This window comes from Neorhizobium sp. PAMB6630 (assembly GCF_058242775.1).
Genome location: NZ_CM177836.1, coordinates 3,876,083 through 3,897,545 on the forward strand (window position 1 = coordinate 3,876,083; position 21,463 = coordinate 3,897,545).

At 61.5% G+C, this 21,463-nt stretch carries 17 protein-coding genes; 4 read left to right on the top strand and 13 right to left on the bottom strand.

The genetic code is table 11. The annotated features are described in order from the left end of the window. From AC4CWF_RS18545 to trxA, 4 genes are all read left to right on the top strand, one after another. Positions 1 to 738 (top strand): nucleotidyltransferase family protein, encoded by a 738-nt coding sequence (locus AC4CWF_RS18545; RefSeq protein WP_491283084.1) that lies wholly within the window; start codon positions 1 to 3, stop codon positions 736 to 738. Continuing rightward, positions 735 to 3,944: a double-strand break repair protein AddB gene (gene addB / locus AC4CWF_RS18550; RefSeq protein WP_491283085.1), complete on the top strand. Its 3,210-nt coding sequence runs from the start codon at positions 735 to 737 to the stop codon at positions 3,942 to 3,944. Before AC4CWF_RS18545 ends, addB begins: the two co-directional genes overlap by 4 nt. Continuing rightward, complete coding sequence (addA, locus tag AC4CWF_RS18555; RefSeq protein ID WP_491283086.1) at positions 3,937 to 7,503, top strand: double-strand break repair helicase AddA; 3,567 nt, start codon at positions 3,937 to 3,939, stop codon at positions 7,501 to 7,503. The genes addB and addA overlap by 8 nt, the downstream gene beginning before the upstream one ends. A 73-nt stretch (positions 7,504 to 7,576) precedes the next feature. Then, positions 7,577 to 7,897 carry a thioredoxin gene (gene trxA / locus AC4CWF_RS18560; protein ID WP_491283087.1) on the top strand — a complete coding sequence of 107 codons (321 nt, stop codon included), beginning with the start codon at positions 7,577 to 7,579 and terminating at the stop codon, positions 7,895 to 7,897. Positions 7,898 to 7,974: 77 nt separating this feature from the next. On the opposite strand, the gene AC4CWF_RS18565 is transcribed toward trxA, so the two are convergent. The 13 genes from AC4CWF_RS18565 to AC4CWF_RS18625 all read right to left on the bottom strand — a co-directional run bounded on the left by AC4CWF_RS18565 (position 7,975) and on the right by AC4CWF_RS18625 (position 21,431). Continuing rightward, complete coding sequence (locus tag AC4CWF_RS18565; RefSeq protein ID WP_491283088.1) at positions 7,975 to 9,318, bottom strand: bifunctional folylpolyglutamate synthase/dihydrofolate synthase; 1,344 nt, start codon at positions 9,316 to 9,318, stop codon at positions 7,975 to 7,977. A 28-nt stretch (positions 9,319 to 9,346) separates the two neighbouring features. Continuing rightward, a complete protein-coding gene (gene accD / locus AC4CWF_RS18570) occupies positions 9,347 to 10,246 on the bottom strand; it encodes an acetyl-CoA carboxylase, carboxyltransferase subunit beta (protein WP_491283089.1) in 900 nt (299 codons plus the stop codon). A 39-nt stretch (positions 10,247 to 10,285) separates the two neighbouring features. Next, positions 10,286 to 11,125 (bottom strand): tryptophan synthase subunit alpha, encoded by an 840-nt coding sequence (gene trpA, locus AC4CWF_RS18575; protein WP_491283090.1) that lies wholly within the window; start codon positions 11,123 to 11,125, stop codon positions 10,286 to 10,288. A gap of 2 nt (positions 11,126 to 11,127) precedes the next feature. Beyond that, positions 11,128 to 12,348, bottom strand: a complete 1,221-nt coding sequence (gene trpB, locus AC4CWF_RS18580) for a tryptophan synthase subunit beta (RefSeq protein WP_491283091.1) — start codon at positions 12,346 to 12,348, stop codon at positions 11,128 to 11,130. Further along, positions 12,345 to 13,016, bottom strand: coding sequence for a phosphoribosylanthranilate isomerase (locus AC4CWF_RS18585; RefSeq protein WP_491283092.1), 672 nt, complete (start codon positions 13,014 to 13,016; stop codon positions 12,345 to 12,347). Before AC4CWF_RS18585 ends, trpB begins: the two co-directional genes overlap by 4 nt. Before the next feature lie 71 nt (positions 13,017 to 13,087). After that, positions 13,088 to 13,846: a M48 family metallopeptidase gene (locus AC4CWF_RS18590; RefSeq protein WP_491283093.1), complete on the bottom strand. Its 759-nt coding sequence runs from the start codon at positions 13,844 to 13,846 to the stop codon at positions 13,088 to 13,090. A 91-nt stretch (positions 13,847 to 13,937) separates the two neighbouring features. Further along, positions 13,938 to 14,366: a DUF2852 domain-containing protein gene (locus AC4CWF_RS18595; RefSeq protein ID WP_491283094.1), complete on the bottom strand. Its 429-nt coding sequence runs from the start codon at positions 14,364 to 14,366 to the stop codon at positions 13,938 to 13,940. A 153-nt stretch (positions 14,367 to 14,519) separates the two neighbouring features. Further along, entirely contained in the window at positions 14,520 to 15,800 is a 1,281-nt protein-coding gene (locus AC4CWF_RS18600) for a polyhydroxyalkanoate depolymerase (RefSeq protein WP_491283095.1), read from the bottom strand. A gap of 330 nt (positions 15,801 to 16,130) precedes the next feature. Next, the gene (gyrB, locus tag AC4CWF_RS18605; RefSeq protein ID WP_491283096.1) at positions 16,131 to 18,563 is read right to left on the bottom strand and encodes a DNA topoisomerase (ATP-hydrolyzing) subunit B; all 2,433 of its coding nucleotides are present in this window, start codon (positions 18,561 to 18,563) and stop codon (positions 16,131 to 16,133) included. A 132-nt stretch (positions 18,564 to 18,695) separates the two neighbouring features. Next, the gene (locus AC4CWF_RS18610) at positions 18,696 to 19,061 is read right to left on the bottom strand and encodes a helix-turn-helix domain-containing protein (protein WP_491283097.1); all 366 of its coding nucleotides are present in this window, start codon (positions 19,059 to 19,061) and stop codon (positions 18,696 to 18,698) included. After that, positions 19,058 to 19,621, bottom strand: coding sequence for a Smr/MutS family protein (locus AC4CWF_RS18615; protein ID WP_491283098.1), 564 nt, complete (start codon positions 19,619 to 19,621; stop codon positions 19,058 to 19,060). The genes AC4CWF_RS18610 and AC4CWF_RS18615 overlap by 4 nt, the downstream gene beginning before the upstream one ends. Continuing rightward, positions 19,618 to 20,736 (bottom strand): murein transglycosylase A, encoded by a 1,119-nt coding sequence (gene mltA / locus AC4CWF_RS18620; RefSeq protein ID WP_491283099.1) that lies wholly within the window; start codon positions 20,734 to 20,736, stop codon positions 19,618 to 19,620. The genes AC4CWF_RS18615 and mltA overlap by 4 nt, the downstream gene beginning before the upstream one ends. Continuing rightward, entirely contained in the window at positions 20,733 to 21,431 is a 699-nt protein-coding gene (locus tag AC4CWF_RS18625) for a Tim44/TimA family putative adaptor protein (RefSeq protein ID WP_491283100.1), read from the bottom strand. The genes mltA and AC4CWF_RS18625 overlap by 4 nt, the downstream gene beginning before the upstream one ends. Between the last annotated feature and the right edge of the window lie 32 nt (positions 21,432 to 21,463).

The window sequence follows — 21,463 nt, forward strand, 5'->3', positions numbered from 1 at the left end:
ATGATCATCGAGAACGCCATGGTGCTGGCCGCAGGGCTCGGCACCCGCCTTCGCCCCTTGACCGACCTCACGCCAAAACCGCTTGTGCCTGTGGGCGGGCGGCCGATGCTGGACTACGTGCTCGACCTTCTGGTGGAATGCGGCGTGAAACGGCTCGCCATCAACGTGCATCACCATGCCGAGCAGATGGAAGCCTATCTTTCGTCCCGCAGCGATCTCGACATCCTCATCTCCGACGAACGGCAGCGCCTGATGAACAATGGCGGCGGGCTGGTCAAAGGCTTGAAGCTTCTGCCGCCGGGACCGGTTCTGGTGATGAATGCCGATCTTTTCTGGGTCAACGAACCCGCCGGCGAAGCCTCCAACCTCACCCGCCTCATCAAGACCTTCGATCCGGACGCGATGGACATGCTGATGTTGTGTGCGCCGATGGACCGGACAATCGGCCACAATGGCACGCGTGATTTCCACATGGACCCGGCGGGCCGCCTGACGCGTTACCGGGTGGGCGACGCCCATCCCGTGGTGTATGCCGGCGCCTTTGCCGTCGACACGAGCTTCTTTGATGATGCGCCCGACGATGCCTTCAACCTCAACCTCTGTTTCGACAAGGCCATTGCCCGCAACCGTCTCCACGGCATCGAGCTTCATGGCGACTGGATCACCGTCGGATCGCCGGAAGGGCTTGAGGAGGCCGAGACTTTCCTAAAGAATTCTTCGCCAACGGGCGGAGCATGAGTGCGCGCGGGCAAAAACGCGTCCTGACTGTGCCCGCGGCGGTGCCCTTCCTGCGCACGGTGGCAGAAAGTCTTTGCGATGGCCGTCTCCTCTCCTCCTTCCGCTACGAGGCAAGCGATCCGCTGTCGCTCTCGAAGGTGACGATCTACGTTCCGACGCGGCGCGCGGCGCGCGTACTGCGCTCGGAATTCGTCGATCTCCTGGGCGGGCGCTCAGCTATCCTGCCGCTGATCCGGCCGCTGGGCGAAACCGATGATGATGCCGGTTTTTTCGATCTGGTGGCACCGGAGGAGATGGATCTTTCCATGCCGATCAGCAGCACAGCCCGGCTTCTGGAGCTTGGCCGCCTGATCCTTGCCTGGCGCAATGCCCTGCCCCGCGCCATCATGGATGTGCATCAGGAATCGCCGCTTGTGGCGCCGGCAAGTCCCGCAGATGCCATCTGGCTTGCCCGGGCGCTCGCCGAACTGATCGATGCCATCGAAACCGAGGAACGCGACTGGTCGGATCTCGAGCGGCTGGAAACCGGCGATCATTCGCTCTGGTGGCAGCTGACGGCAGAATTCCTGAAGATTGCCAGCAGCTTCTGGCCGGCACGGCTGGAAGAGCTTCGCCGATCCTCCCCCGCCCGCCACAAGGCCGCGATCCTCAACGGTGAAGCACGCCGCATTGGCGAGCGCCTGCACGATGGGCCGGTGATCGTGGCCGGCTCCACCGGCGCTGTGCCGGCCGCTGCCAATCTCATCGCCGCGATTGCCAACCTGCCGAACGGCGCCGTGGTGCTGCCGGGGCTTGATTTCTTTATGCCTGAAGACCAGTGGCAGATGCTGGGCGAGCAGATGCCGGGCACCCGGCCCGACCCTTCCGGCCGCAGCCACCCGCAATATGGCCTTCACCGGCTTTTGCAAAAGCTCCAGATCCGCCGCGATGAGGTGGAGCCGCTTGGAAACGCCCCCGAAGACCTGACAACGAGGGCAAAACTCCTCTCACAGGCCCTTGCGCCCGCCGAGGCCACTGACCGCTGGAACGACTGGCGGCAGGAAACCGAGCTTTCAGAGATCCAAGCCGCCTTTGCCGATATCAGCCTGATCGAAACCGCCAATGAGCGCGAGGAAGCCGCAGCCATTGCAATCGCGCTGCGGCTGGCGCTGGAAAAGCCCGGCATCGACGGCGGCGAATCGCAGGCGGCACTGATCACGCCGGACCGGGCGCTGGCTCGACGGGTCTCGGCAGAACTTGCCCGTTTCGGCATCACCGCCGACGATACCGCCGGTACGCCGCTGTCCGCGACGCCACAGGGCACGCTTCTGGCGCTGACGCTGGAAGCCATTTTGCGGCCGGGCGATCCGGTGGCCATCACCGCACTCATCAAACATCCGCTCGCCGTGTTCGGTCTGCCCGCCGATCAACGCAAGCAGGCGGGCGAAGCCCTGGAGCTTCTGGCACTGCGCGGCGGCATCGGTGAGCCGGATATCGCAACGCTTGCGGCGCTTCTCGCGCGACGGCTGAGAGAACAGCAAGAGGATCGGCATACACCGCAATGGCGGCTGTCGCTGCCGGAAAACGCTGCCGAAGACGCGCAGACACTCGCGCAAAACATTGCCCGCGCCGTTGAACCACTCGCCTCCGCGCTCATTGCCAAACGGCCCGATGGCCGCAGCCTAACCGCACGGCTGCCGCTGTCTGACTGGGCAGAACGAACCGGCCGCGCGCTGGAGGCCATTGCGGCCGGTCCCGACGGCGATCTGCGGGCACTCTGGACAGGAGAAGCCGGCGAACGGCTGGCGGCACTTCTTGCAGAAATCATCGAGACGGATGGCCAGATCGAGGCTGATGGCCTGCAATGGATCGACATCATCGCCGCATTGCTGACCAGCGAAGCGGTCAAGCCGCGGGCGCTCAGCCATCCGCGCATCTTCATCTTCGGCACGCTGGAAGCGCGGTTGCAGAGGGTGGACACGCTCATTCTCGGCGGTATGAACGAAGGCTCCTGGCCGGGACAGTCGGTCAACAACCCCTTCCTGTCGCGCACCATGAAGACCGATATAGGGCTTGAGCCGCCGGAGCGGCGGATCGGCCAGCTGGCGCATGATTTTGAGATGGCGAACGGCACGCGCCACATCATCTATTCGCGTGCGCTGCGCCAAGGCGGGGCGCCGACGGTTGCCTCGCGATGGCTCCAGCGTCTTCTGGCGCTCGGCGGCGAGGCGCTGGCAAAGGATCTGCGGGCCCGCGGCGATGTCTACCGGACATGGGCGCGGCTTCTTGACCGAGCCGATGCCGGCGAGCGCCAACCGCTTGCGCGCCGTCCAGCCCCCAAGGCGCCCGCGGAACTGCAGCCGACGAAATATTCCTTCAGCGAGGTCGGACGGCTGCGCCGCGACCCTTATTCCATTTATGCCCGCCGCATCCTGAAGCTCGATCCGCTCTCTCCCTTCAACGAGGATCCGGGTGTGGCCGAGCGCGGCACACTCTATCACCGCATCATCGAGCGCTACACCCGGATCGCTCCCGTTCCCGGCTCTCCCGAAGCGTGGCAGGTGATGGAACGGCTGATCGATGAGGAATTTTTGGCCGAAACGCTGCCGGTTCATATCGACCAGGTGTGGCGTCCGCGTTTTCGCGAGGTAGCCCGCGCCTTCCTGCGCTGGGAGGCAGACCGCGCGCCGGATATCCGTCGCACCTATACCGAACTGCCGGCCGGATTTGAAATTCCCGGCGCCGGCATTCGGCTGACCGGCATTGCCGATCGCATCGATATCAAGGGCTCCGGATACGCCGATATCATCGATTACAAGACGGGCCTCAGCCCCTCGGTGGCGCAGGCCCGGGCGCTGCTCGATCCGCAATTGCCGCTCGAAGCTGCAGCCCTTCAGGCCGGTGGCTTTAAGGGTATTGGTGCGCTCCGGCCGGATAACCTGCTTTACGTCCGTCTTCGTCCCGGCGAACGTTTCACGTGCGACACTGTGAATAACGAGGGTGGGCGCGAAACGGCGCGCAGCAAACCGAAGTCGGCTCAGGAACTCGGCGAGGATTCGATCGAGCAATTGACCGCCTTCGTCATTCGCCTACGCGACGGCGATGTCGGCTTTGCCTCGCGGCTGATCCCGGTCATGCAGAGCAATTTCGGCGGCGAATACGATCATCTGGCGCGGGTGGCGGAATGGTCGACAGCCGATGCCGAAGAAAGTGATGCCGATGAGTGAGCTGCAAGACGACCTGCCGGATATCGCGCAGCTGGCGGATGATCCGGCCACTTGGCTCACCTGGACGGCGCGCCAGCAGGCGCTTGCTTCCGATCCGGCAAGTTCGGCCTGGGTCTCGGCCAATGCCGGTTCGGGAAAAACCCATGTGCTGACGCAGCGGGTGATCCGGCTGCTTCTCGCCGGCTGCCGCCCATCCGCCATTCTCTGCCTCACCTATACCAAGGCGGCCGCCTCGGAAATGTCGAACCGCGTGTTCCAGCGTCTGGCCGAATGGGCGGTGTTGCCAGATGCCAAACTGGCCGAACGGATCGCCGGCATCGAAGGCCGTGAGCCGGATTCCTTCAAGCTTGCCGATGCGCGGCGCCTGTTTGCCAAAGCGCTTGAAACGCCGGGTGGCCTGAAGATCCAGACCATTCACGCCTTCTGCGAGGCGCTGCTGCACCAGTTCCCGCTGGAAGCGAATGTTGCCGGGCATTTTTCGGTGCTGGACGATGCCTCGGCCTCAGCACTTCTGGCTGAAGCCCGCCGGTCGCTGCTGACGGCCACCTCCGCGGAAGAGGATTCAGCCCTCGCCGCAGCCTTTGCCCATGTGCTGGATCTCGGGGACGAAACCGGCCTGGAAGGCCTCATCTCCGACATCATCGCCAACCGCACCGCCATCCGCCGGTTCCTTGCCGAAGCAGACGATCATGGCGGTCCGGACGCGCTGTTGCGAAAAGCGTTTGACCTCGGCAAAAATGACAGTGAAGCCACGCTCATCGAGGCCTATTGGCCGCTTCCCGGCCTCTCCGGCCCGTTGCTTGGCCTTTATCTTGAGCTTGCCGAGGCAAAGGGCGGCGCAAAGGCGGGCGAAGCCGGACTTTTGCTGAAGCGGGCGCTAGCCGAGCCAGATCCGTTCGCGCGTGCCAAAATTCTCGATCAGGTGTTCCTCACACAGGCCGGCAAGCCGAAGGCGGACAGCTCGCTTGTCGCAAAAGCCATGCTGACGGCAGCCCCGCAACTGGCCGATGCCGTGGCGGCAGCGCGCCAGCATGTGGTGGATACCAGAGAACGATTGCGCATCCTGCGTATGTTCGAGGCGACCCGTGCGGCGCTCACACTCGCGGACCGGCTGAACGAGGATTACGAAGAGCTGAAGCGTCGCCGCAGCCTGCTGGACTTCGAAGACCTGATTGCCCGCACCGCTGATCTTCTGACCCGCGACGGGGTCGGCGCCTGGGTGCATTACAAGCTTGATCAGGGCATCGACCACATTCTGGTGGACGAGGCTCAGGACACGAGCCCGGTGCAATGGGCGGTGATCAAATCGCTGGCGGAAGACTTTTTCTCCGGCCACAGCGCGCGCGAAACCCGACGCACGATCTTTGCCGTCGGCGATGAAAAACAATCGATCTATTCTTTCCAGGGGGCCCGTCCGGAGCGGTTTGCGCAGGAGCGTTCCGAGACGCAGAAGCGGGTAGATCTCAGCGGTCAGGCCTTTCATCCGGTGCGGCTGCCCCTCTCCTTCCGCTCAACCGCCGATGTCTTGAGCGCCGTCGATCAGGTGTTTTCGCTGGAGGCCAATGCGCGGGGCTTGAGCGCTGTCGGAGATCCCGTCATCCACCGGTCAAACCGCATCGGCCATGCGGGCGCCGTGGACCTCTGGGAAACCGTGGTGCCTGATGTCGCCGATATCGAGGACGACTGGACGGCCCCCTTCGACGCAACGCCCGACCGGGCACCCTCTGCCATTCTGGCTGCCCGCATGGCGCATGTGATCGGCGAGATGATCGGCCGCCAGACCATCATCGAAAAAGATCACGAACGCACGATCCGTCCCGGCGACATTCTGGTTCTGGTGCGCAAGCGCGATGCCTTCGTTAATGCGCTGACGCGGGCCCTGAAGCGGCGCGGCGAAATCCCCGTTGCCGGGGCAGACCGCCTGAAGCTCACCAACCATATCGCCGTGCAGGACCTGATGGCGCTCGCCCGCTTCGTCCTTCAGCCGCATGACGACCTGTCGCTGGCCGCAGCCCTGAAAAGCCCACTCTTTGATCTGACCGAAGAGGATATCTTTGGGCTGGCAGCACTGCGACCGGCCGACACCAGCGTCTGGCAGCACATGCAGGACTTGGGGCAAAACGGCGACATCAGGCTTTCCGCCGTGGTTTCCCGTCTGCATGACATCATCGGCATGGCGGCACGTTTCAGCGTGCATGACTTCTTTGCCCGGATTCTCGGAGCCGATGGCGGGCGCAAACGTTTCCTTGCCCGGCTTGGCAGCGAGGCCGCCGATATTCTCGACGAGTTCCTGAGCCTTGCGCTTGACCATGAGGACAAGACGCTGCCGGGCCTGCAAAGCTTCATTTCGACGCTGGAGCTGGAATCGCCCACCATCAAGCGTGAGCAGGACAGCGGACGCGACGAGGTGCGCATCATGACCGTGCATGCCTCCAAGGGGCTGGAGGCGCCGGTGGTGTTTCTGGTCGATAGCGGCTCAAAGGCCTTTATCCACTCGCATGTGCCAAAGTTCCGCTTCCTGAAGATCGACGGTCACGACGTGCCGGCCTGGGTGCCGGGCAAAACTCTCTCCAACGCGCTGACCTCGGCCGATGACGAGCGGGTGAAGCTGGCGGCCGAGGAAGAATATCGCCGCCTGCTTTATGTCGGGATGACGCGGGCTGCCGACCGGTTGGTCGTCTGCGGTTATCGCGGCAAGCTGGAAAACGACGAAAGCTGGCAGGCCATGGTGGCCCGCGCATTGTCTGCCGATGGTGACCGCTGCAAGGCGGCAAGTTTTTCCGGCGCAGAGGGGGAATGGAGCGGATACCAGTGGCGGGCACCGGCCGGCCCGCTTCGCCAGATTGCAAAGCATGAGGAAGCAACCGTTGCACCGGCGCAGGAGAGCCTACCCGAGGCCTTATCTCGCCCCTTGCCGCCATCACGCCCCCTGCCCCGACCACTCAGCCCCTCCGGCGCCGGTGTGATGATCGATGAAGAAGATGGCGAGGCGGCCTTTGTCTCTCCGCTGTTCGGAGAAAAGGCATCCTCAGGGCGTGCCCTGCAGAAGGGTCGGCTGACGCACCGCATGCTGCAGATGTTGCCAAGCTTCCCACCGGCAGAGCAGGAGGACGCCGCCCGACGTTATCTCTCCCGCACGGCGGGTTTCTGGTCACAGCCGGAACGGCAGGCGCTTTTAACCTCCATCATGGCAGTGCTGCTCCATCCAGACCTTCAATCCGTCTTTGAGGCCCACGCGCAGCCGGAAGTATCGATCATGGGCACACTGCTCCTGAACGGCCGCAATCACGCCGTATCCGGCCGCGTCGACCGCCTGAGCGTTGCGGCCGATGGAACCGTCACCATTCTCGATTACAAGACGAACCGCTTTGCGCCCCGATCTGCTGCCGAGGTACCGTTGGCCCACCGGGCCCAGCTTGCCATCTACCGGGAAACCCTGAAGCCGCTTTATCCGGACCGGGAGATTTCCTGCGTGCTGGTTTACACGGAAACAGCAGCCGTCATCACGCTTCCACCGGCGCTGCTTTCCCGCTCCCTTGCCGAACTCAATACAAAGTGAGATAGGCAGCATTGAATTTGACGCGGCCGCGCATCACATTCTTGCCAACACGAAATCGTTGAAGGAGAGCCCCATGGCTACCGTGAAAGTCGACAATGCGAACTTCCAGTCGGAAGTTCTGGAATCCTCAGAGCCCGTCGTTGTGGATTTCTGGGCTGAATGGTGCGGCCCCTGCAAGATGATCGGTCCGAGCCTCGAAGAGATTTCCAACGAGATGGCCGGCAAGGTGAAGGTCGCCAAGCTCAACATCGATGAAAACCCGGAACTGGCCGCCAAGTTCGGCGTACGCTCCATCCCGACCCTTGCCATGTTCAAGGGTGGCGAAGTGGCAGACATCAAGGTGGGTGCAGCGCCGAAAACCGCGCTTTCCGCCTGGATCTCCGGCGCCATCTAAGCGCATCCATTCGTATGAGACGAAAAAAGCCCGGCATGACCGGGCTTTTTTCATGGCTTGCGTTGAAGCTCACATCGTCAGCGCGGCGGGGTGCCATTGTCGGCCAGCACGTTTCCGGCCAGATAAAGCGAACCACCGATGAGGATGCGCGGCGGCAACTGCCCTTCGATCTGGCGCTCGGTGATTTCCTTCAGCGCGTCGGCAACCGTCAGCGACGGCTCGGCCACGAGGCCCGCATCATAGGCCGCATTGGCCAGAACCACCGGATCAAGCCCGGCATCGCTGCCGCGGATCGGCACGGCAAAAACATATTCGGCAATATCGGCAAAGGCGCGGAAATAGCCGATTGGGTCCTTGGTGTTGAGCATGCCGATGATGAGATAAAGCGGACGGGCCTGCTTTTCCTCAAACGAGGCCATGGCTTCGGCAATCACCTCGCCGGCACCGGGATTGTGCCCGCCATCCACCCAGATTTCCGCCCCGGCCGGCGCGTATTGAAGAAGAGCACCTTCCGTCAGTTTCTGCAGACGGCCCGGCCATTCGACCGATGTCATCGCCGTTTCCATCATCGCTTCGGTGACGGGAAAACCCGCAGCCTTGACGGCGCGGATTGCAGCAGCCGCATTGGCCAGCTGATGGCGGCCCGGCAGGCGCGGCAGAGGCAGGTCGGCAAGGCCGAACTCATCCTGATAGACCATGCGCCCAAATTCTTCGTGGGCGGTAAAGTCCTGGCCGTAAATGGTTGCCGGAGAACCAAGACGATCGGCGGTCGCCGCAAGCGTTTCGCGCGCCGCCTCGAATTCCTGGTGGCCAATCACCACCGGGCGGCCCTTCTTGATGATACCGGCCTTTTCCGCTGCGATCAGTTCCACCCGATCACCGAGATAGGCCTGGTGATCGAAGGAGATCGGCATGATGACGGATACGGCGGGATTATCGACGACATTGGTGCAATCGAGACGCCCGCCCATGCCGACCTCGATGATCACGGCATCGGCGGGCCGTTCGGAAAACAGCAGAAAACCCGCGGCCGTCAGGATCTCGAACACGGTGATGGCTTGGCCCGCATTGGCCTCGGCCACCCGGCGCAGGGCATCGGCAAGATCGGCATCCTCCACCAGCGTCCCCGGTTCGCCCTTGCGGCCGATCCGGTAACGCTCATGCCAGTGGACGAGATGGGGCGAGGTGTGAACGTGAACGGAATAACCGCCAGCTTCCAGAAGCGCACGACAGAAGGCCGAGACGGAGCCCTTGCCGTTGGTGCCGGCGACGTGGATCATCGGCGGCAGTTTCAGCTGGGGATTGCCCAGAACCTCAAGCAGGCGACGCATGCGCTCAAGGGTCATATCAAAACCCTTGGGGTGCAGTTTCATCAGGTCGTTGATGACCTGTTCCGCCTCGCTATGGGCCACGTCGTTCATGTCAGTCCCCGAGGCGTTCATCGGAAAATCAGGCGCTGAGTGCGAGCGGTTGTCCTGCTTCGTCGCTCGTATCGCCAGCCGGCTGCTTCAGCATGATCTTGAGGATCGTTGCCAGCGTATGAGCGATATCGTGGCGCTTGACCACCATGTCGACCATGCCGTGCTCCAGCAGATATTCCGCCGTCTGGAACCCTTCCGGCAGCTTTTCGCGCAGCGTCTGCTCAATGACGCGCTTGCCGGCAAAGCCGATTTCCGCGCCCGGCTCGGCGATATGGACATCGCCCAGCATGGCATAGGATGCGGTCACGCCACCGGTCGTCGGGTTCGTCAGAACCACGATATAGGGCAGGCCCTCTTCCTTCAGCATGTCGATGGCAACAGTGGTGCGCGGCAGCTGCATCAACGAGAGAATGCCTTCCTGCATGCGCGCGCCGCCGGAGGCCGGGAAGATGACCAGCGGGCAGCGCTCGGCCAGAGCCCGTTCGGCAGCCTTCACGATCGCTTCGCCGGCAGCCATGCCGAGCGAGCCGCCGATGAAGTTGAATTCATGCACGACGGCGACAAGGGTCAGGCCCTCGACCTTGCCGAGACCGGCCAGGATCGTATCTTCCTGCTCGGTCTTGACGCGGCTATCCTTCAGGCGGTCGGCATATTTCTTCGAATCGCGGAACTTCAGCGGATCCTGCGCCACCTTCGGCTGCGGCAGGTTTTCAAAAACGCCGCCATCGAACAGGTCGGCCAAACGCGCCTTGGCCGGCATCTTCATGTGGAAACCGGAGGCGGGAATGACCCACTTGTTTTCTTCCAGATCCTTGTGGAAGACCATTTCGCCGGTTTCCGGGCACTTGATCCAGAGGTTCTCCGGCACTTCCCGGCGACCCAGCATGGAATTGATGCGCGGGCGCACATAGTTGGTGATCCAGTTCACGGGCAAAACTCCTGATTGACCATCGTCAATGTGGTAACTTTATTCGGCAGCAGCAAGGCGTGCCGAACGAACGCCGGTCGCAAGGCCGCGCACCAGCGTCGAGACTGCGGAAATCGTGTGGCTCGTCGCACGTCCCTCAGCATCGAGACTGCCGGCCACCTGGGCAACGATGGCAGAACCCACCACCACGCCATCGGCGGCGGCACCGATTGCCTGCGCATGATCGGCCGTCTTCACGCCAAAGCCGACACAGACCGGCAGGTCCGTATGCGCCTTGATGCGGTTGACGGCGGTTGCGATCTTGGAGAGATCCGGCAGGGCCGAGCCGGTGATGCCGTTCATCGAGACATAATAAACGAAGCCTGATGTGTTCTGCAGAACTTTTGGCAGGCGCTTTTCGTCAGTCGTCGGCGTCGCAAGGCGAATGAAGTTGATGCCCTTGGCCAAAGCCGGGATACACAGTTCATCGTCCATCTCAGGCGGCAGGTCGACAACGATCAGGCCGTCGATGCCCGCCTCAAGCGCTTCATCCAGGAAGCGGTCGACACCAAAGGAATAGATCGGGTTGTAATACCCCATCAGCACGATCGGCGTTTTCTGGTCGCCTTCACGAAAAGCGCGTGCGAGATCCAGCGTCTTCGCCAGTGTCTGACCACCGGCGAGGGCCCGATGGCCCGCCATCTGGATCGCCGGGCCATCGGCCATCGGATCGGAAAACGGCATGCCAAGCTCGATGACATCGGCACCGGCTTCCGGCAGCGCCTTCATGATGCCGAGCGAGGTTTCGAAATCGGGATCGCCGCCCATGAAATAGGTGATGAGTGCCGGGCGGCCCTCAGCCTTCAGGTCGGCGAAACGTGCATCCATACGTTCAGTCATGATCAGAGACCCATTCCGAGAAGCTTGCCGACGGTGAAGATGTCCTTGTCGCCACGGCCACAGAGGTTCATCAGGATGATCTGGTCCTTGTCCATCTTCGGTGCGCGCTTGATGACTTCGGCCAGCGCATGGCTGGGCTCGAGCGCCGGGATGATGCCTTCGGTGCGCGTCAGCATCTGGAACGCGGCGAGCGCCTCGTCATCCTTGATCGGCACATATTCGACGCGGCCGGTATCGCGCAGCCACGAATGTTCAGGCCCGATGCCGGGATAATCGAGACCGGCCGAGATGGAATGGCCTTCCTTGATCTGGCCGTCATCGTCCTGCAGCAGATAGGTACGGTTGCCGTGCAGCACGCCGGGACGGCCAGCCGTCAGCGAAGCACAGTGTTCCTCGCCCTCCAGCCCCTTGCCGCCGGCTTCGACGCCGACGATCGAAACGCTTTCGTCGTCAAGGAACGGATGGAAGAGGCCGATGGCGTTCGAGCCACCGCCCACGGCTGCCACCAGCATGTCCGGCAGGCGGCCTTCGGCTTCCATCATCTGTCCGCGGGCTTCCTTGCCGATGACCGACTGGAACTCGCGCACCATTTCCGGATACGGATGCGGGCCGGCGGCCGTGCCGATGATGTAATAGGTATCATCCACATTGGTCACCCAGTCGCGCAGGGCCTCGTTCATCGCGTCCTTCAGCGTGCCGTGGCCGGATGTGACAGGCTTCACCTCGGCGCCGAGCAGCTTCATGCGAAACACGTTCGGTGCCTGACGCTCCACATCGGTTGCGCCCATATAGACGACGCAAGGCAGGCCGAAGCGGGCGGCAACGGTGGCTGATGCCACGCCATGCTGGCCGGCGCCGGTTTCAGCGATGATGCGGGTCTTGCCCATGCGCTTGGCGAGCAGGATCTGGCCAATGCAGTTATTGATCTTGTGGCTGCCCGTGTGGTTCAGCTCATCGCGCTTGAAATAGATCTTTGCGCCACCGAGTTCCGCCGTCAGGCGCTCAGCGAAATACATCGGGCTCGGACGCCCGATATAATGCTTGCCGAGATGCGCAATCTCGGCCTGAAATTCCGGATCGGTCTTGGCCTTGTTCCACTCGTCCTGCAGGTCGAGGATCAGCGGCATCAGGGTTTCGGCGACAAAGCGGCCGCCATAAATGCCGAAGCGGCCATCTTCATCGGGACCGGCCCGGAAGGAATTCGGTTTCAGAGGCTGGTTCACGTCTCTACTCCCTTTGATCCACTGACGCGCCACGCATCGATCCTGTCGAAGAAGGCGTTCATCTTGTCGAGGTCCTTGACACCAGGTGCGCTTTCCACGCCCGAGGACAAGTCGATGCCACGCGCGCGCGTCGCCGTCAGCGCCTGAACCACGTTATCCTTGTTCAGGCCACCGGAAAGCATGTAATCGACGCTGTCGTCAAGCGCGTCCATGATCGCCCAGTCAAACGAAACACCGTTACCGCCGGGAAGTTCAGAGCCTTCAGGGGCCTTGGCATCGAACAGGAAGCGATCGGCAAGCCCGTCATAGGCTTCGATCTTGCGCAGATCATCCATGCCGCGCACGGAAAACGCTTTCATCACAGGCAGGCCATACAGCGCCTTGACCGTCAGGACGCGATCAGGGGTCTCGGCACCGTGCAACTGAAGGATATCCGGTTTCAGGAAGGCAATAATGTCTTCCAGCTCTTCGTTATCGGCATTAACGGTGACGGCGACGATTTTTGCGCGTCCCCTCACCCGGTCAGCCAGAATGCCCGCGCTCATCGGATCGATGTGCCTTGGGCTCTTCTCGAAGAAGATGAAGCCGATATGGGTCGCGCCGCGGGCCACCGCCAGATCGACGGCCTCCGGTGTCTTCAATCCGCAGATTTTGATATCTGGTGTCATGGAAAGGCGGATTCGCATGTTTTGGGCGTTGAGTCGAGCCATATTGCGGCCCTGCGACCAAGGCGCCCGTCTCAGCTGAAATCGATGGCGTGCAGTTGCGACCCGTTCTGTTTCAGCCAGCTCCGGGCCGGCTCCATTCCCGGGCAAAGCTTTTCGCAAAGCGCCCAGAATTGCGGCCCGTGGTTCATTTCCTTCAGGTGCGCCACCTCATGGGCGGCGAGGTAGTCGATCACGAAGAGCGGTGCCATGGCGATCCGCCAGGAAAAGCTCAAGTTACCGTCCCAGGAACAGGATCCCCAGCGGCTGCGGGTATCTTTCATCGAGAGCGATTTGACCGGCTTGCCTACTGCGGCCGCATGGCGGGCTACCAGCTTTTCCAGATCCGCCCGGGCTTCCTTTTTCAGGAATGCGGCAAGCCGTCGCCCCAGATGGTCTTCCAGCCCGCTCACCCGGATCACGGGCTCACCGTCTTCTTCGCCACTTTCGGTCAGGCCACGAAGAGAACCGGTATGAACGATGCGATGCGGCACGCCGCGAAGAGAAAGCGTACCGCCGGGGCGTAAACCAGAATCGGCGGCAAACTTTGCAAGCTTCATGCGCAGCCAGTCGTCATGGCGGATGAGAAAAGCGTCGATCTCGCGCTTGGCAAGGCCTGTCGGCACGGTCAGCCGCAGCGCACGTCCACCCGGTTCGATGCGCAGGGTGATGCGGCTTGCCTGGTGATGCTCGCGGATCGTCAAGGGCATGGCGCGATCGCCGACATGCAGCACGCGCTCGGTCTTCTTGACCGGGGGCTTGGTCTTCTTCGACTTTTTCAAGAGGGCGAACATGCGGTGGTTCTAGCCAGCCTTGCCACGGGGGCGCAACAGAAAACCGGCACCTTGCGGTGCCGGCCGGGATCTTTCGTCAGGATGGCAGGTATCAGACCGCTGGATACTGGGTGTCTGATCCGCGACCGCGACGCTCACGCATAAAACGGTCGAACTCTTCCTGATCCTTGGCACGGCGCAGTTCGCGCAGGTAGGAATCGAATTCCTCGCGCATTTCGTCCATCCGGCGGCGTTCCTCTTCCATGCGGTCAAGTTCTGCCTTGCGCCAATCGTCAAACGCAACATTACCGGTGGAATAGGTGCCGTTGGCAAATGGCGAGCGGCGGCCGGACCGGCGCAGGCCGGAGAAGAAGCCATCTGCCCGTGCATTCGCCTCGCGTTTGAAATCGCGAAGTCGATCGCCGAACAGGATATAGGCGAGCATGGCAAGGCCCAGCGGCCAGAAGACCACAAAGCCGAGCACCATCAGGGCGATGGTCGCCGGCGTCCATTCCGGACGTATCAATGCTTGCTGGTTCATGGGGTGCGTTACCTCAGTTGTCATACGAACCGGCCTCATGCCTGCTCGTCTGATCTCGATTTGGTAAGTGCTGCACCCGCCTTCAAGAAGGGCCCTTGCCAAATCGGCAAAGGCCCTGATTTTATTTCAGGAAATCGGCATGTACTCAAGGTATCAGGCGGACTTGCCGCCCTTGATAACCCGTGGAACCGGTGCCTTGCGGGCCGCTTTTGTGTGGGCGCGGGCGAAAGCCAGGATGCGCGGTGCTATTTCGCGGCGGAAGCGCGAGCCGTTGAAGACGCCGTAATGACCGACATCCGGCTGCACATAATGTTCGCGCAGAGCGTCTGGAATATTCGGGCAGATGGTCTGCGCAGCCTTCGTCTGGCCGACACCCGAGATATCGTCGTTTTCGCCTTCGATCGTCAGCAGCGCGACGTTGCGGATCGCTGATGTATCGACCTTGGCGGAACGGTGCATCATCTCGCCCTTTGGCAGCGAATGCTTGATGAACACGGTATCGACCGTCTGCAGATAGAACTCCGCCGTCAGGTCCATCACGGCCAGATATTCATCGTAGAAGTCGCGATGCTTTTCCGCCGATTCTCCGTCGTTCTTGACGAGATGCTGGAAGAACTCCTTGTGCGCGACCACGTGGCGATCAAGGTTCATCGACATGAAACCGGAGAGCTGCAGGAAGCCCGGATAGACCGGCCGCATGAAACCGGCCTGCGGCCAGGGCACCGTCATGATGACGTTGTCCTTGAACCACTTCAGCGGACGGTCCTGGGCAAGCTTGTTGACGGCAGTCGGGTTGATGCGTGTGTCGATCGGGCCGCCCATCAAGGTCATGGAGGCAGGCGCCAGCGGATCGCCGGCTGCTTCCATCACGGCTGCAGCAGCAAGCACCGGCACGGACGGCTGACAGACGCCAACAACATGGGTGTTCGGCCCGAGATGATGCAGCATCTCGATGATGTAGTCGATATAGTCGTCGAGATCGAAGAGACCGTCCGTCACCGGCACATTTCGCGCGTCCTGCCAGTCTGTGATGTAGACGTCAGCGCCCTGTATCAGCGCCTCGACCGTGCCGCGCAGAAGCGTGGCATAGTGGCCGGACATCGGGGCAACGACGAGGATCTTCGGATCAGCATCCCTGCCCTTCGGCAGCGCCCGTTCAAAATGCAGGAGATCGCAGAACGGCTTTGACCACACCACCTTTTCCGTGACGGCGACAGTCTCGCCATCGACAGTGGTTGTGGGAAGGCCGAATTCCGGCTTGCCGTAACGCCGCGTCATCCGTTCGAAGACTTCAAGACCGGCCGCATAGGTGCGGCCCATCGTGGTCTTCGCAAACGGGTTCATGGGATTGTCATAGAGGAAGCGCATGGCTTCAGTTGAGGCGCGAAGAGGCGCCATCGCGGCGTGGTTCAACTCATAAAGCTGGTAGAACATGCGAGGCGCCACCTTTCTTTCCGATGTACTTGCCTGCGCCATAAGGGGCGCAAGACGAGATCTAGCATGGGGGAGGTAAACTAACAGGTTACATGTGCGGCGCAATATCGCCGAAAGCGGTAGACGCTATCAAGCGTGATGGAGCGCCCTGCCTCAATCCGAAGAGAGACATAAAGTTCCGTTGCGAGGGCAAGCCGTTCTGCAACATTGTTCGTACTGGCTTTTTTGGCTTGGGCCGCATTCGACGCGGGCATCTTCGAACCAGAGGTTCAAAAAGAATGTTTCACGTGAATCAATCCACAGGAAAGATTCACGTGAAACAATTTTTGATCAAATGTCGAGGTTGGCAACGCTGAGCGCGTTCTCCTGGATGAACTCGCGGCGCGGTTCAACCTCATCCCCCATCAGCCGGGCGAACATGCCGTCCGCATCCGTGGCATCGAGAACCTTCACCTGCAGAAGCGAGCGGACGTTCGGATCAAGCGTCGTTTCCCAAAGCTGTTCGGCGTTCATTTCGCCGAGACCCTTGTAACGCTGCATCGACAGGCCCTTGCGGCCAGCCGCAAAGATCGCATCGAGCAGAGCGCGGGGGCCGGCAATCTCGAACTTGCCTTCCTTGCGTGTGAGGATCGGCGGCGTACCATAGATATCGTGCAGGCGCGCCGTCATCTGGTCGATATGGCGGGCATCGGCCGAGCCGATCAGCGCCACGTCAAGGAAGGCTGCTTCCTTCACGCCACGCACCATGCGCTCGAAGCGGATGCCGCCTTCCGGCGTCACGTGGCCAGACCAGCCGCGTTCGGTTTCTTCCGCGATGATATCGAGGCGACGGGCGACTTCGTCGGCCGTTTCCTGCGCACGCACCGGATTGTCGGTGAGTTCCGGGTTGAGCGCGCCGGCAATGGCCGCCTGTTCGACGATCGCGCGGCTATAACGCGAATGCAGACCATCGAGCAGCGAGCGCAGACGCAGCGCATCGGCAATGACATCGCGCAGATCGGCAGCAGCACGCACTTCGCCGGACCCCAGCGTCAGCGTTGCATCCTCAAGGCCCTGGCCGATGAGGTACTCTTCCAGCGCCTTTTCGTCCTTCAGATACTGCACGGACTTGCCGCGCGTCACCTTATAGAGCGGCGGCTGGGCGATATAGAGATGACCGCGCTCGATCAGTTCCGGCATCTGGCGGAAGAAGAAGGTGAGCAGAAGCGTGCGAATATGGGCGCCGTCGACGTCAGCGTCCGTCATGATGATGATCTTGTGATAACGCAGCTTGTCGGCGTTGAACTCGTCCTTGCCGATCGACGTGCCAAGGGCGGTGATCAGCGTACCGATTTCCTGGCTCGACAACATCTTGTCGAAGCGCGCACGTTCCACGTTGAGGATCTTGCCGCGCAGCGGCAGGATGGCCTGGCTTTCGCGCGAACGGCCCTGCTTTGCCGAGCCGCCAGCGGAGTCACCTTCCACGAGGAAAAGCTCGGACTTTGCCGGATCGCGCTCGGAGCAATCTGCAAGCTTGCCGGGCAGCGAAGCGATATCGAGCGCGCCCTTGCGGCGTGTCAGTTCGCGTGCCTTACGGGCCGCTTCGCGGGCAACGGCTGCTTCCACAACCTTGCCGACGAGGATCTTGGCTTCGGTCGGATGCTCTTCAAACCAGGTGCTGAGCGCCTCGTTGACGAGGTTTTCAACGACCGGGCGCACTTCCGACGAAACCAGCTTGTCCTTGGTCTGCGACGAGAATTTTGGATCCGGAACCTTGACGGAGAGAACGGCGGTCAGGCCTTCGCGGCAGTCTTCACCCTGCAGCGTCACCTTTTCCTTCTTGGTGATGCCGGATGTGTCGGCATAGGAGGTGATCTGGCGGGTCAGCGCGCCGCGGAAACCGGCCATATGCGTGCCGCCATCGCGCTGGGGAATGTTGTTGGTGAAGCACAGCACATTTTCATGATAGCTGTCGTTCCACCACATGGCGACTTCGACGGTGATGCCGTCCTTTTCGCCCTTGATCGCCACCGGCGTGTTGACCAGCGGCTTCTTGGAGCGGTCGAGATAACGCACGAAGGCCTCGAGGCCGCCGTCATAGAGCATTTCTTCCTGGCGGATATCGGACTTACGTTTGTCGGTCAGCAGAATGCGCACGCCGGAATTCAGGAACGCGAGTTCGCGCAGGCGATGCTCCAGCGTCCCGTAGTCGAAATCCGTCTTGGTAAAAGTGTCTGTGCTCGGCAGGAAGGTGACTTCCGTGCCGGATCGACCTTCGTATTCGCCGATGATCTTCAGAGGACTGTCGGGAACGCCGTGGGTGAAGCTGATTTCATGAACGCGGCCGCTGCGGCGGATCTTGAGGTTCAGCTTGACGGAGAGCGCGTTCACCACGGACACGCCAACGCCGTGCAGACCACCCGAGACCTTGTAGGAGTTCTGGTCGAACTTGCCGCCGGCATGCAGCTGGGTCATGATAACTTCGGCGGCCGACACACCCTCGCCGGTGTGGATATCGGTCGGAATACCGCGGCCGTTGTCGGTAACGGTGACCGATCCATCGGCGTTCAGCGTAACGGTGACGATGTCGGCATGTCCCGCCAGCGCTTCGTCGATCGCATTGTCGACGACTTCGTAGACCATATGGTGGAGACCGGAGCCATCGTCCGTATCCCCGATATACATGCCGGGACGTTTACGAACCGCGTCAAGCCCTTTCAGGACCTTGATCGAATCGGCTCCGTATTCTGCACTCGCGCTATCGCTGACGGGTGTATCGCTCATCAATCAACTTTCTAGTTTCTTGGCTGCGGACGGTGAGGCGTCGAATCACCGTTGTCCTTGACACGGACTATAGGAAGTTCCGGCCCTGTTTCCAAAGCGTTGGCTCGCGAAAACAGGGGATGACATGCGCCGTTAGCCCCGATTTGAGGCTTTTTCCAGCAGCTCCGTCAAGTCGTCTATCACGTCCGGTTCCAAAGTGCTAATGCGGCGCGCCAGAAGATTGGCAAGGGCGGTATATTTCGGCGGCAAACCGGCCGTGTCCACCACTACCCGCGGATCCGACGTTTCCGCCAGCATGAACAGTTCTTCCGCCTCATCCCAGATGATGTTGAAATAGCCGGCCACACGCTGCAGGAAATCAAAGCTCGGGCGACCGCGCCGGCCGTGTTCCAGCGCCGAGAGATAGGCCGGCGAAACGCGCAATGCTGCCGCCATCTGCTGCTGGTTCACACCCTTTCGCAGACGCAGCGTCCGCATGGCTTCACCAAACGGCGTCACCGCTCGCCACCGCGCCGGGTCAGCCGCACGTAAAGCGCGCCCTCCCCGCCATGCTGGCGTGCCGCAGGCTCATAGGAAGATATCAGGAAGCGGAATTCGGCCTTGGAAAACCACATCGGCACGGCCCGCTTCAGGGCGCCTTCGCTACCATAGGAACTTCCCTTGCCGGTGATGACAAGCACATGACGCAAGCCCCGCTCATGAGCGCGCATGAGGAAATCCAGGAGCATGCCATGCGCCTCGCTCTGGAACATGTCGTGCAGGTCGATACGTGCTTCGAGCGCGAGGCGGCCACGGGCGATCTTGCGCTTGACCGGCTTTTCCAACGGATGGTGCAGACCCGTCGGTTGCGGCTTTTTCGGCGTTGTATCTGCGGGCTCACTGGACGCGCCTGCCTTCTGCCCGCGCGCCTTTCCCTCCTTGATTTTAGGCTCCGGCAGAGCCGTCTCCTCTTCGAAGGACAAAAGCTCTTCCATGCGGCCGGAGAGCGGCTTCGTCGTCTTCGCGACGGTGCCCCAGAGAATGCGCTCTTCGGCGCTCAGCTTCCGCCCGCCCTTCATCGGCCGTACCGAACGGCTGCTGCCTTGGGGATCAGGAGATGAAAATCGGCGTTGTTGCGCACCGTACCGGCCCTGTCTCCGGCCTCGTCGCCGGACCCGGTAAAGATATCGCCGCGTGCCGGGCCGACAATGGCAGACCCGGTATCGAGCGCCATCATCAGCCGAGCAAAAGGCCGGCCGCCGTCCAGATGCGTCAACGTGTCGGAGGCGATGAAAAAGGGAAACCCGAACGTATGGATCAGCCGGTCCACGGCAAGCGAGCGACCGGGAACCAGCGGCACTTTTGCGGCAGCAATCGGCCCGAGCGCCGGATCGCTCACGTCTGCCTCGCGAAAGAAGATGTAGGAGCGGTTATGCCACAACACTTCATCCACCTTAGCCGGATTCTCTGCAAGCCATTTTCGGATCGCCTGCATCGAAATATCTGCTGGGCGGATCTCTCCCCGATCGATCAACAGCTTGCCGATGGCGGAAAACGGATGGCCGGCCTTTCCGTCATAGGTGATCCGCCGCAGGCTGCCGTCGGGGTAGCGTAGACGCGCCGCGCCCTGCACATGAGTAAAGAAGACATCGACCTTGGATCTCGCCCAGGCAATCTCCAGCCCCCTGCCATCGAGATAACCGAGATCAATATCCCGCCGGTCCGGATAAGGACCGATCACACCGGACCGCTCACGTCCGAAGGCATAGGATGAAGGCATGTCCGCCGGGCGGTTGCTGTCATTAAGATCGACAAGATCGGCAGGGCGCCGATAGAACGGAAACTCATAGCCGGATTCCGGCCGGTCAGAAACCTCGACTTCCGGCTCATAAAAGGCCGTCACGAAACCCGGTTTCGCCTCGGCTTGCGCGATGCGGAAGGGAATGCAATGGGCCTCGAAAAAGGCACGAGCCGAAGCGGCATCGGTGATGTCAGCCTGACCGGCAGCCGAAAGAAGCGGCAAAAGGTCGTCCGAGCTGAGGCCAAGCGACCCGGTTCGATAGGGCTTGCCGCGTTCAAGATGCGCAAGACACTGGCGCATGACGGAAAAGAGGGGGCGGGGATCATCGATCTCCCACCCCCTCACATCGGAGAATGCCAGCTGTGTCAGCGAAAAGGTTTCGGAAACGGTCATTGCTCGGATTCGGTTGCCACCAGCTTCCAGTTCGGATCACGCGAGCGCAGGTCACGAGCAAAGGTCCAGATGTCGGTGACCTCAGCCACGTTTTCCGCATCGCCATCGATCAACGTGCCGGCCTTGTCATAGGTCGCCGAAATCAGTTGGCTGACAATGCGCACGGTAATCTGCTCGTCATGATCCTTGACGGACGCATGAGTGATATCGGCCTCGTCGATGCCGACGAAGGTGGACTTGATGGTTTCGCCGCGGGCCTCGCGCTCGCTGATGGCTGCACCAAAACCTTCAAAAACTTCCTTCGACAGAAGACCGGTCAATGTTTTGCGATCGCCATCGGCAAATGCCATCACGATCATTTCATAGGCCATGCGGGCGCCGGCGAGAAATTCCTTCGGCCGGAACGTCGGATCGGCCTTCACGAGATCACGCAGACCCTCGTTCAGGGCAGTGCCGGGTTTGGCCACCGCATCGATCTCGCTCCAGCGCTGTTCGTCGTCCACGGGTTCGCGGCGCGGCAGTGTCACCACCTTGCCGTCATCGGCTGCCGGTCCGCGCGCCGTATCCCTTGCGCTGAAGGGATCTGCAGGCGGCTTCTCATGGCCGGTGCGGCGGCCAAGCACACTGCGCAATTGCAGAAAGATCAGCACCGCTGCCACGAGAAAAAACAGAGTTATGAAATCGTTCGCGCCCATTTTCACCCGCAGTATCGTTGGAATTGGAAAGG

What these genes read in the sequence shown, in the direction of transcription:
- gyrB (WP_491283096.1), bottom strand. Translation starts at nt 18,563, where the DNA reads ATGAGCGATACACCCGTCAGCGATAGCGCGAGTGCAGAATACGGAGCC.
- AC4CWF_RS18595 (WP_491283094.1), bottom strand. Translation starts at nt 14,366, where the DNA reads ATGAACCAGCAAGCATTGATACGTCCGGAATGGACGCCGGCGACCATC.
- mltA (WP_491283099.1), bottom strand. Translation starts at nt 20,736, where the DNA reads ATGACCGTTTCCGAAACCTTTTCGCTGACACAGCTGGCATTCTCCGAT.
- AC4CWF_RS18600 (WP_491283095.1), bottom strand. Translation starts at nt 15,800, where the DNA reads ATGTTCTACCAGCTTTATGAGTTGAACCACGCCGCGATGGCGCCTCTT.
- AC4CWF_RS18545 (WP_491283084.1), top strand. Translation starts at nt 1, where the DNA reads ATGATCATCGAGAACGCCATGGTGCTGGCCGCAGGGCTCGGCACCCGC.
- AC4CWF_RS18625 (WP_491283100.1), bottom strand. Translation starts at nt 21,431, where the DNA reads ATGGGCGCGAACGATTTCATAACTCTGTTTTTTCTCGTGGCAGCGGTG.
- AC4CWF_RS18565 (WP_491283088.1), bottom strand. Translation starts at nt 9,318, where the DNA reads ATGAACGACGTGGCCCATAGCGAGGCGGAACAGGTCATCAACGACCTG.
- AC4CWF_RS18585 (WP_491283092.1), bottom strand. Translation starts at nt 13,016, where the DNA reads ATGACACCAGATATCAAAATCTGCGGATTGAAGACACCGGAGGCCGTC.
- trpA (WP_491283090.1), bottom strand. Translation starts at nt 11,125, where the DNA reads ATGACTGAACGTATGGATGCACGTTTCGCCGACCTGAAGGCTGAGGGC.
- addB (WP_491283085.1), top strand. Translation starts at nt 735, where the DNA reads ATGAGTGCGCGCGGGCAAAAACGCGTCCTGACTGTGCCCGCGGCGGTG.
- addA (WP_491283086.1), top strand. Translation starts at nt 3,937, where the DNA reads ATGAGTGAGCTGCAAGACGACCTGCCGGATATCGCGCAGCTGGCGGAT.
- trxA (WP_491283087.1), top strand. Translation starts at nt 7,577, where the DNA reads ATGGCTACCGTGAAAGTCGACAATGCGAACTTCCAGTCGGAAGTTCTG.
- AC4CWF_RS18615 (WP_491283098.1), bottom strand. Translation starts at nt 19,621, where the DNA reads ATGAAGGGCGGGCGGAAGCTGAGCGCCGAAGAGCGCATTCTCTGGGGC.
- AC4CWF_RS18590 (WP_491283093.1), bottom strand. Translation starts at nt 13,846, where the DNA reads ATGTTCGCCCTCTTGAAAAAGTCGAAGAAGACCAAGCCCCCGGTCAAG.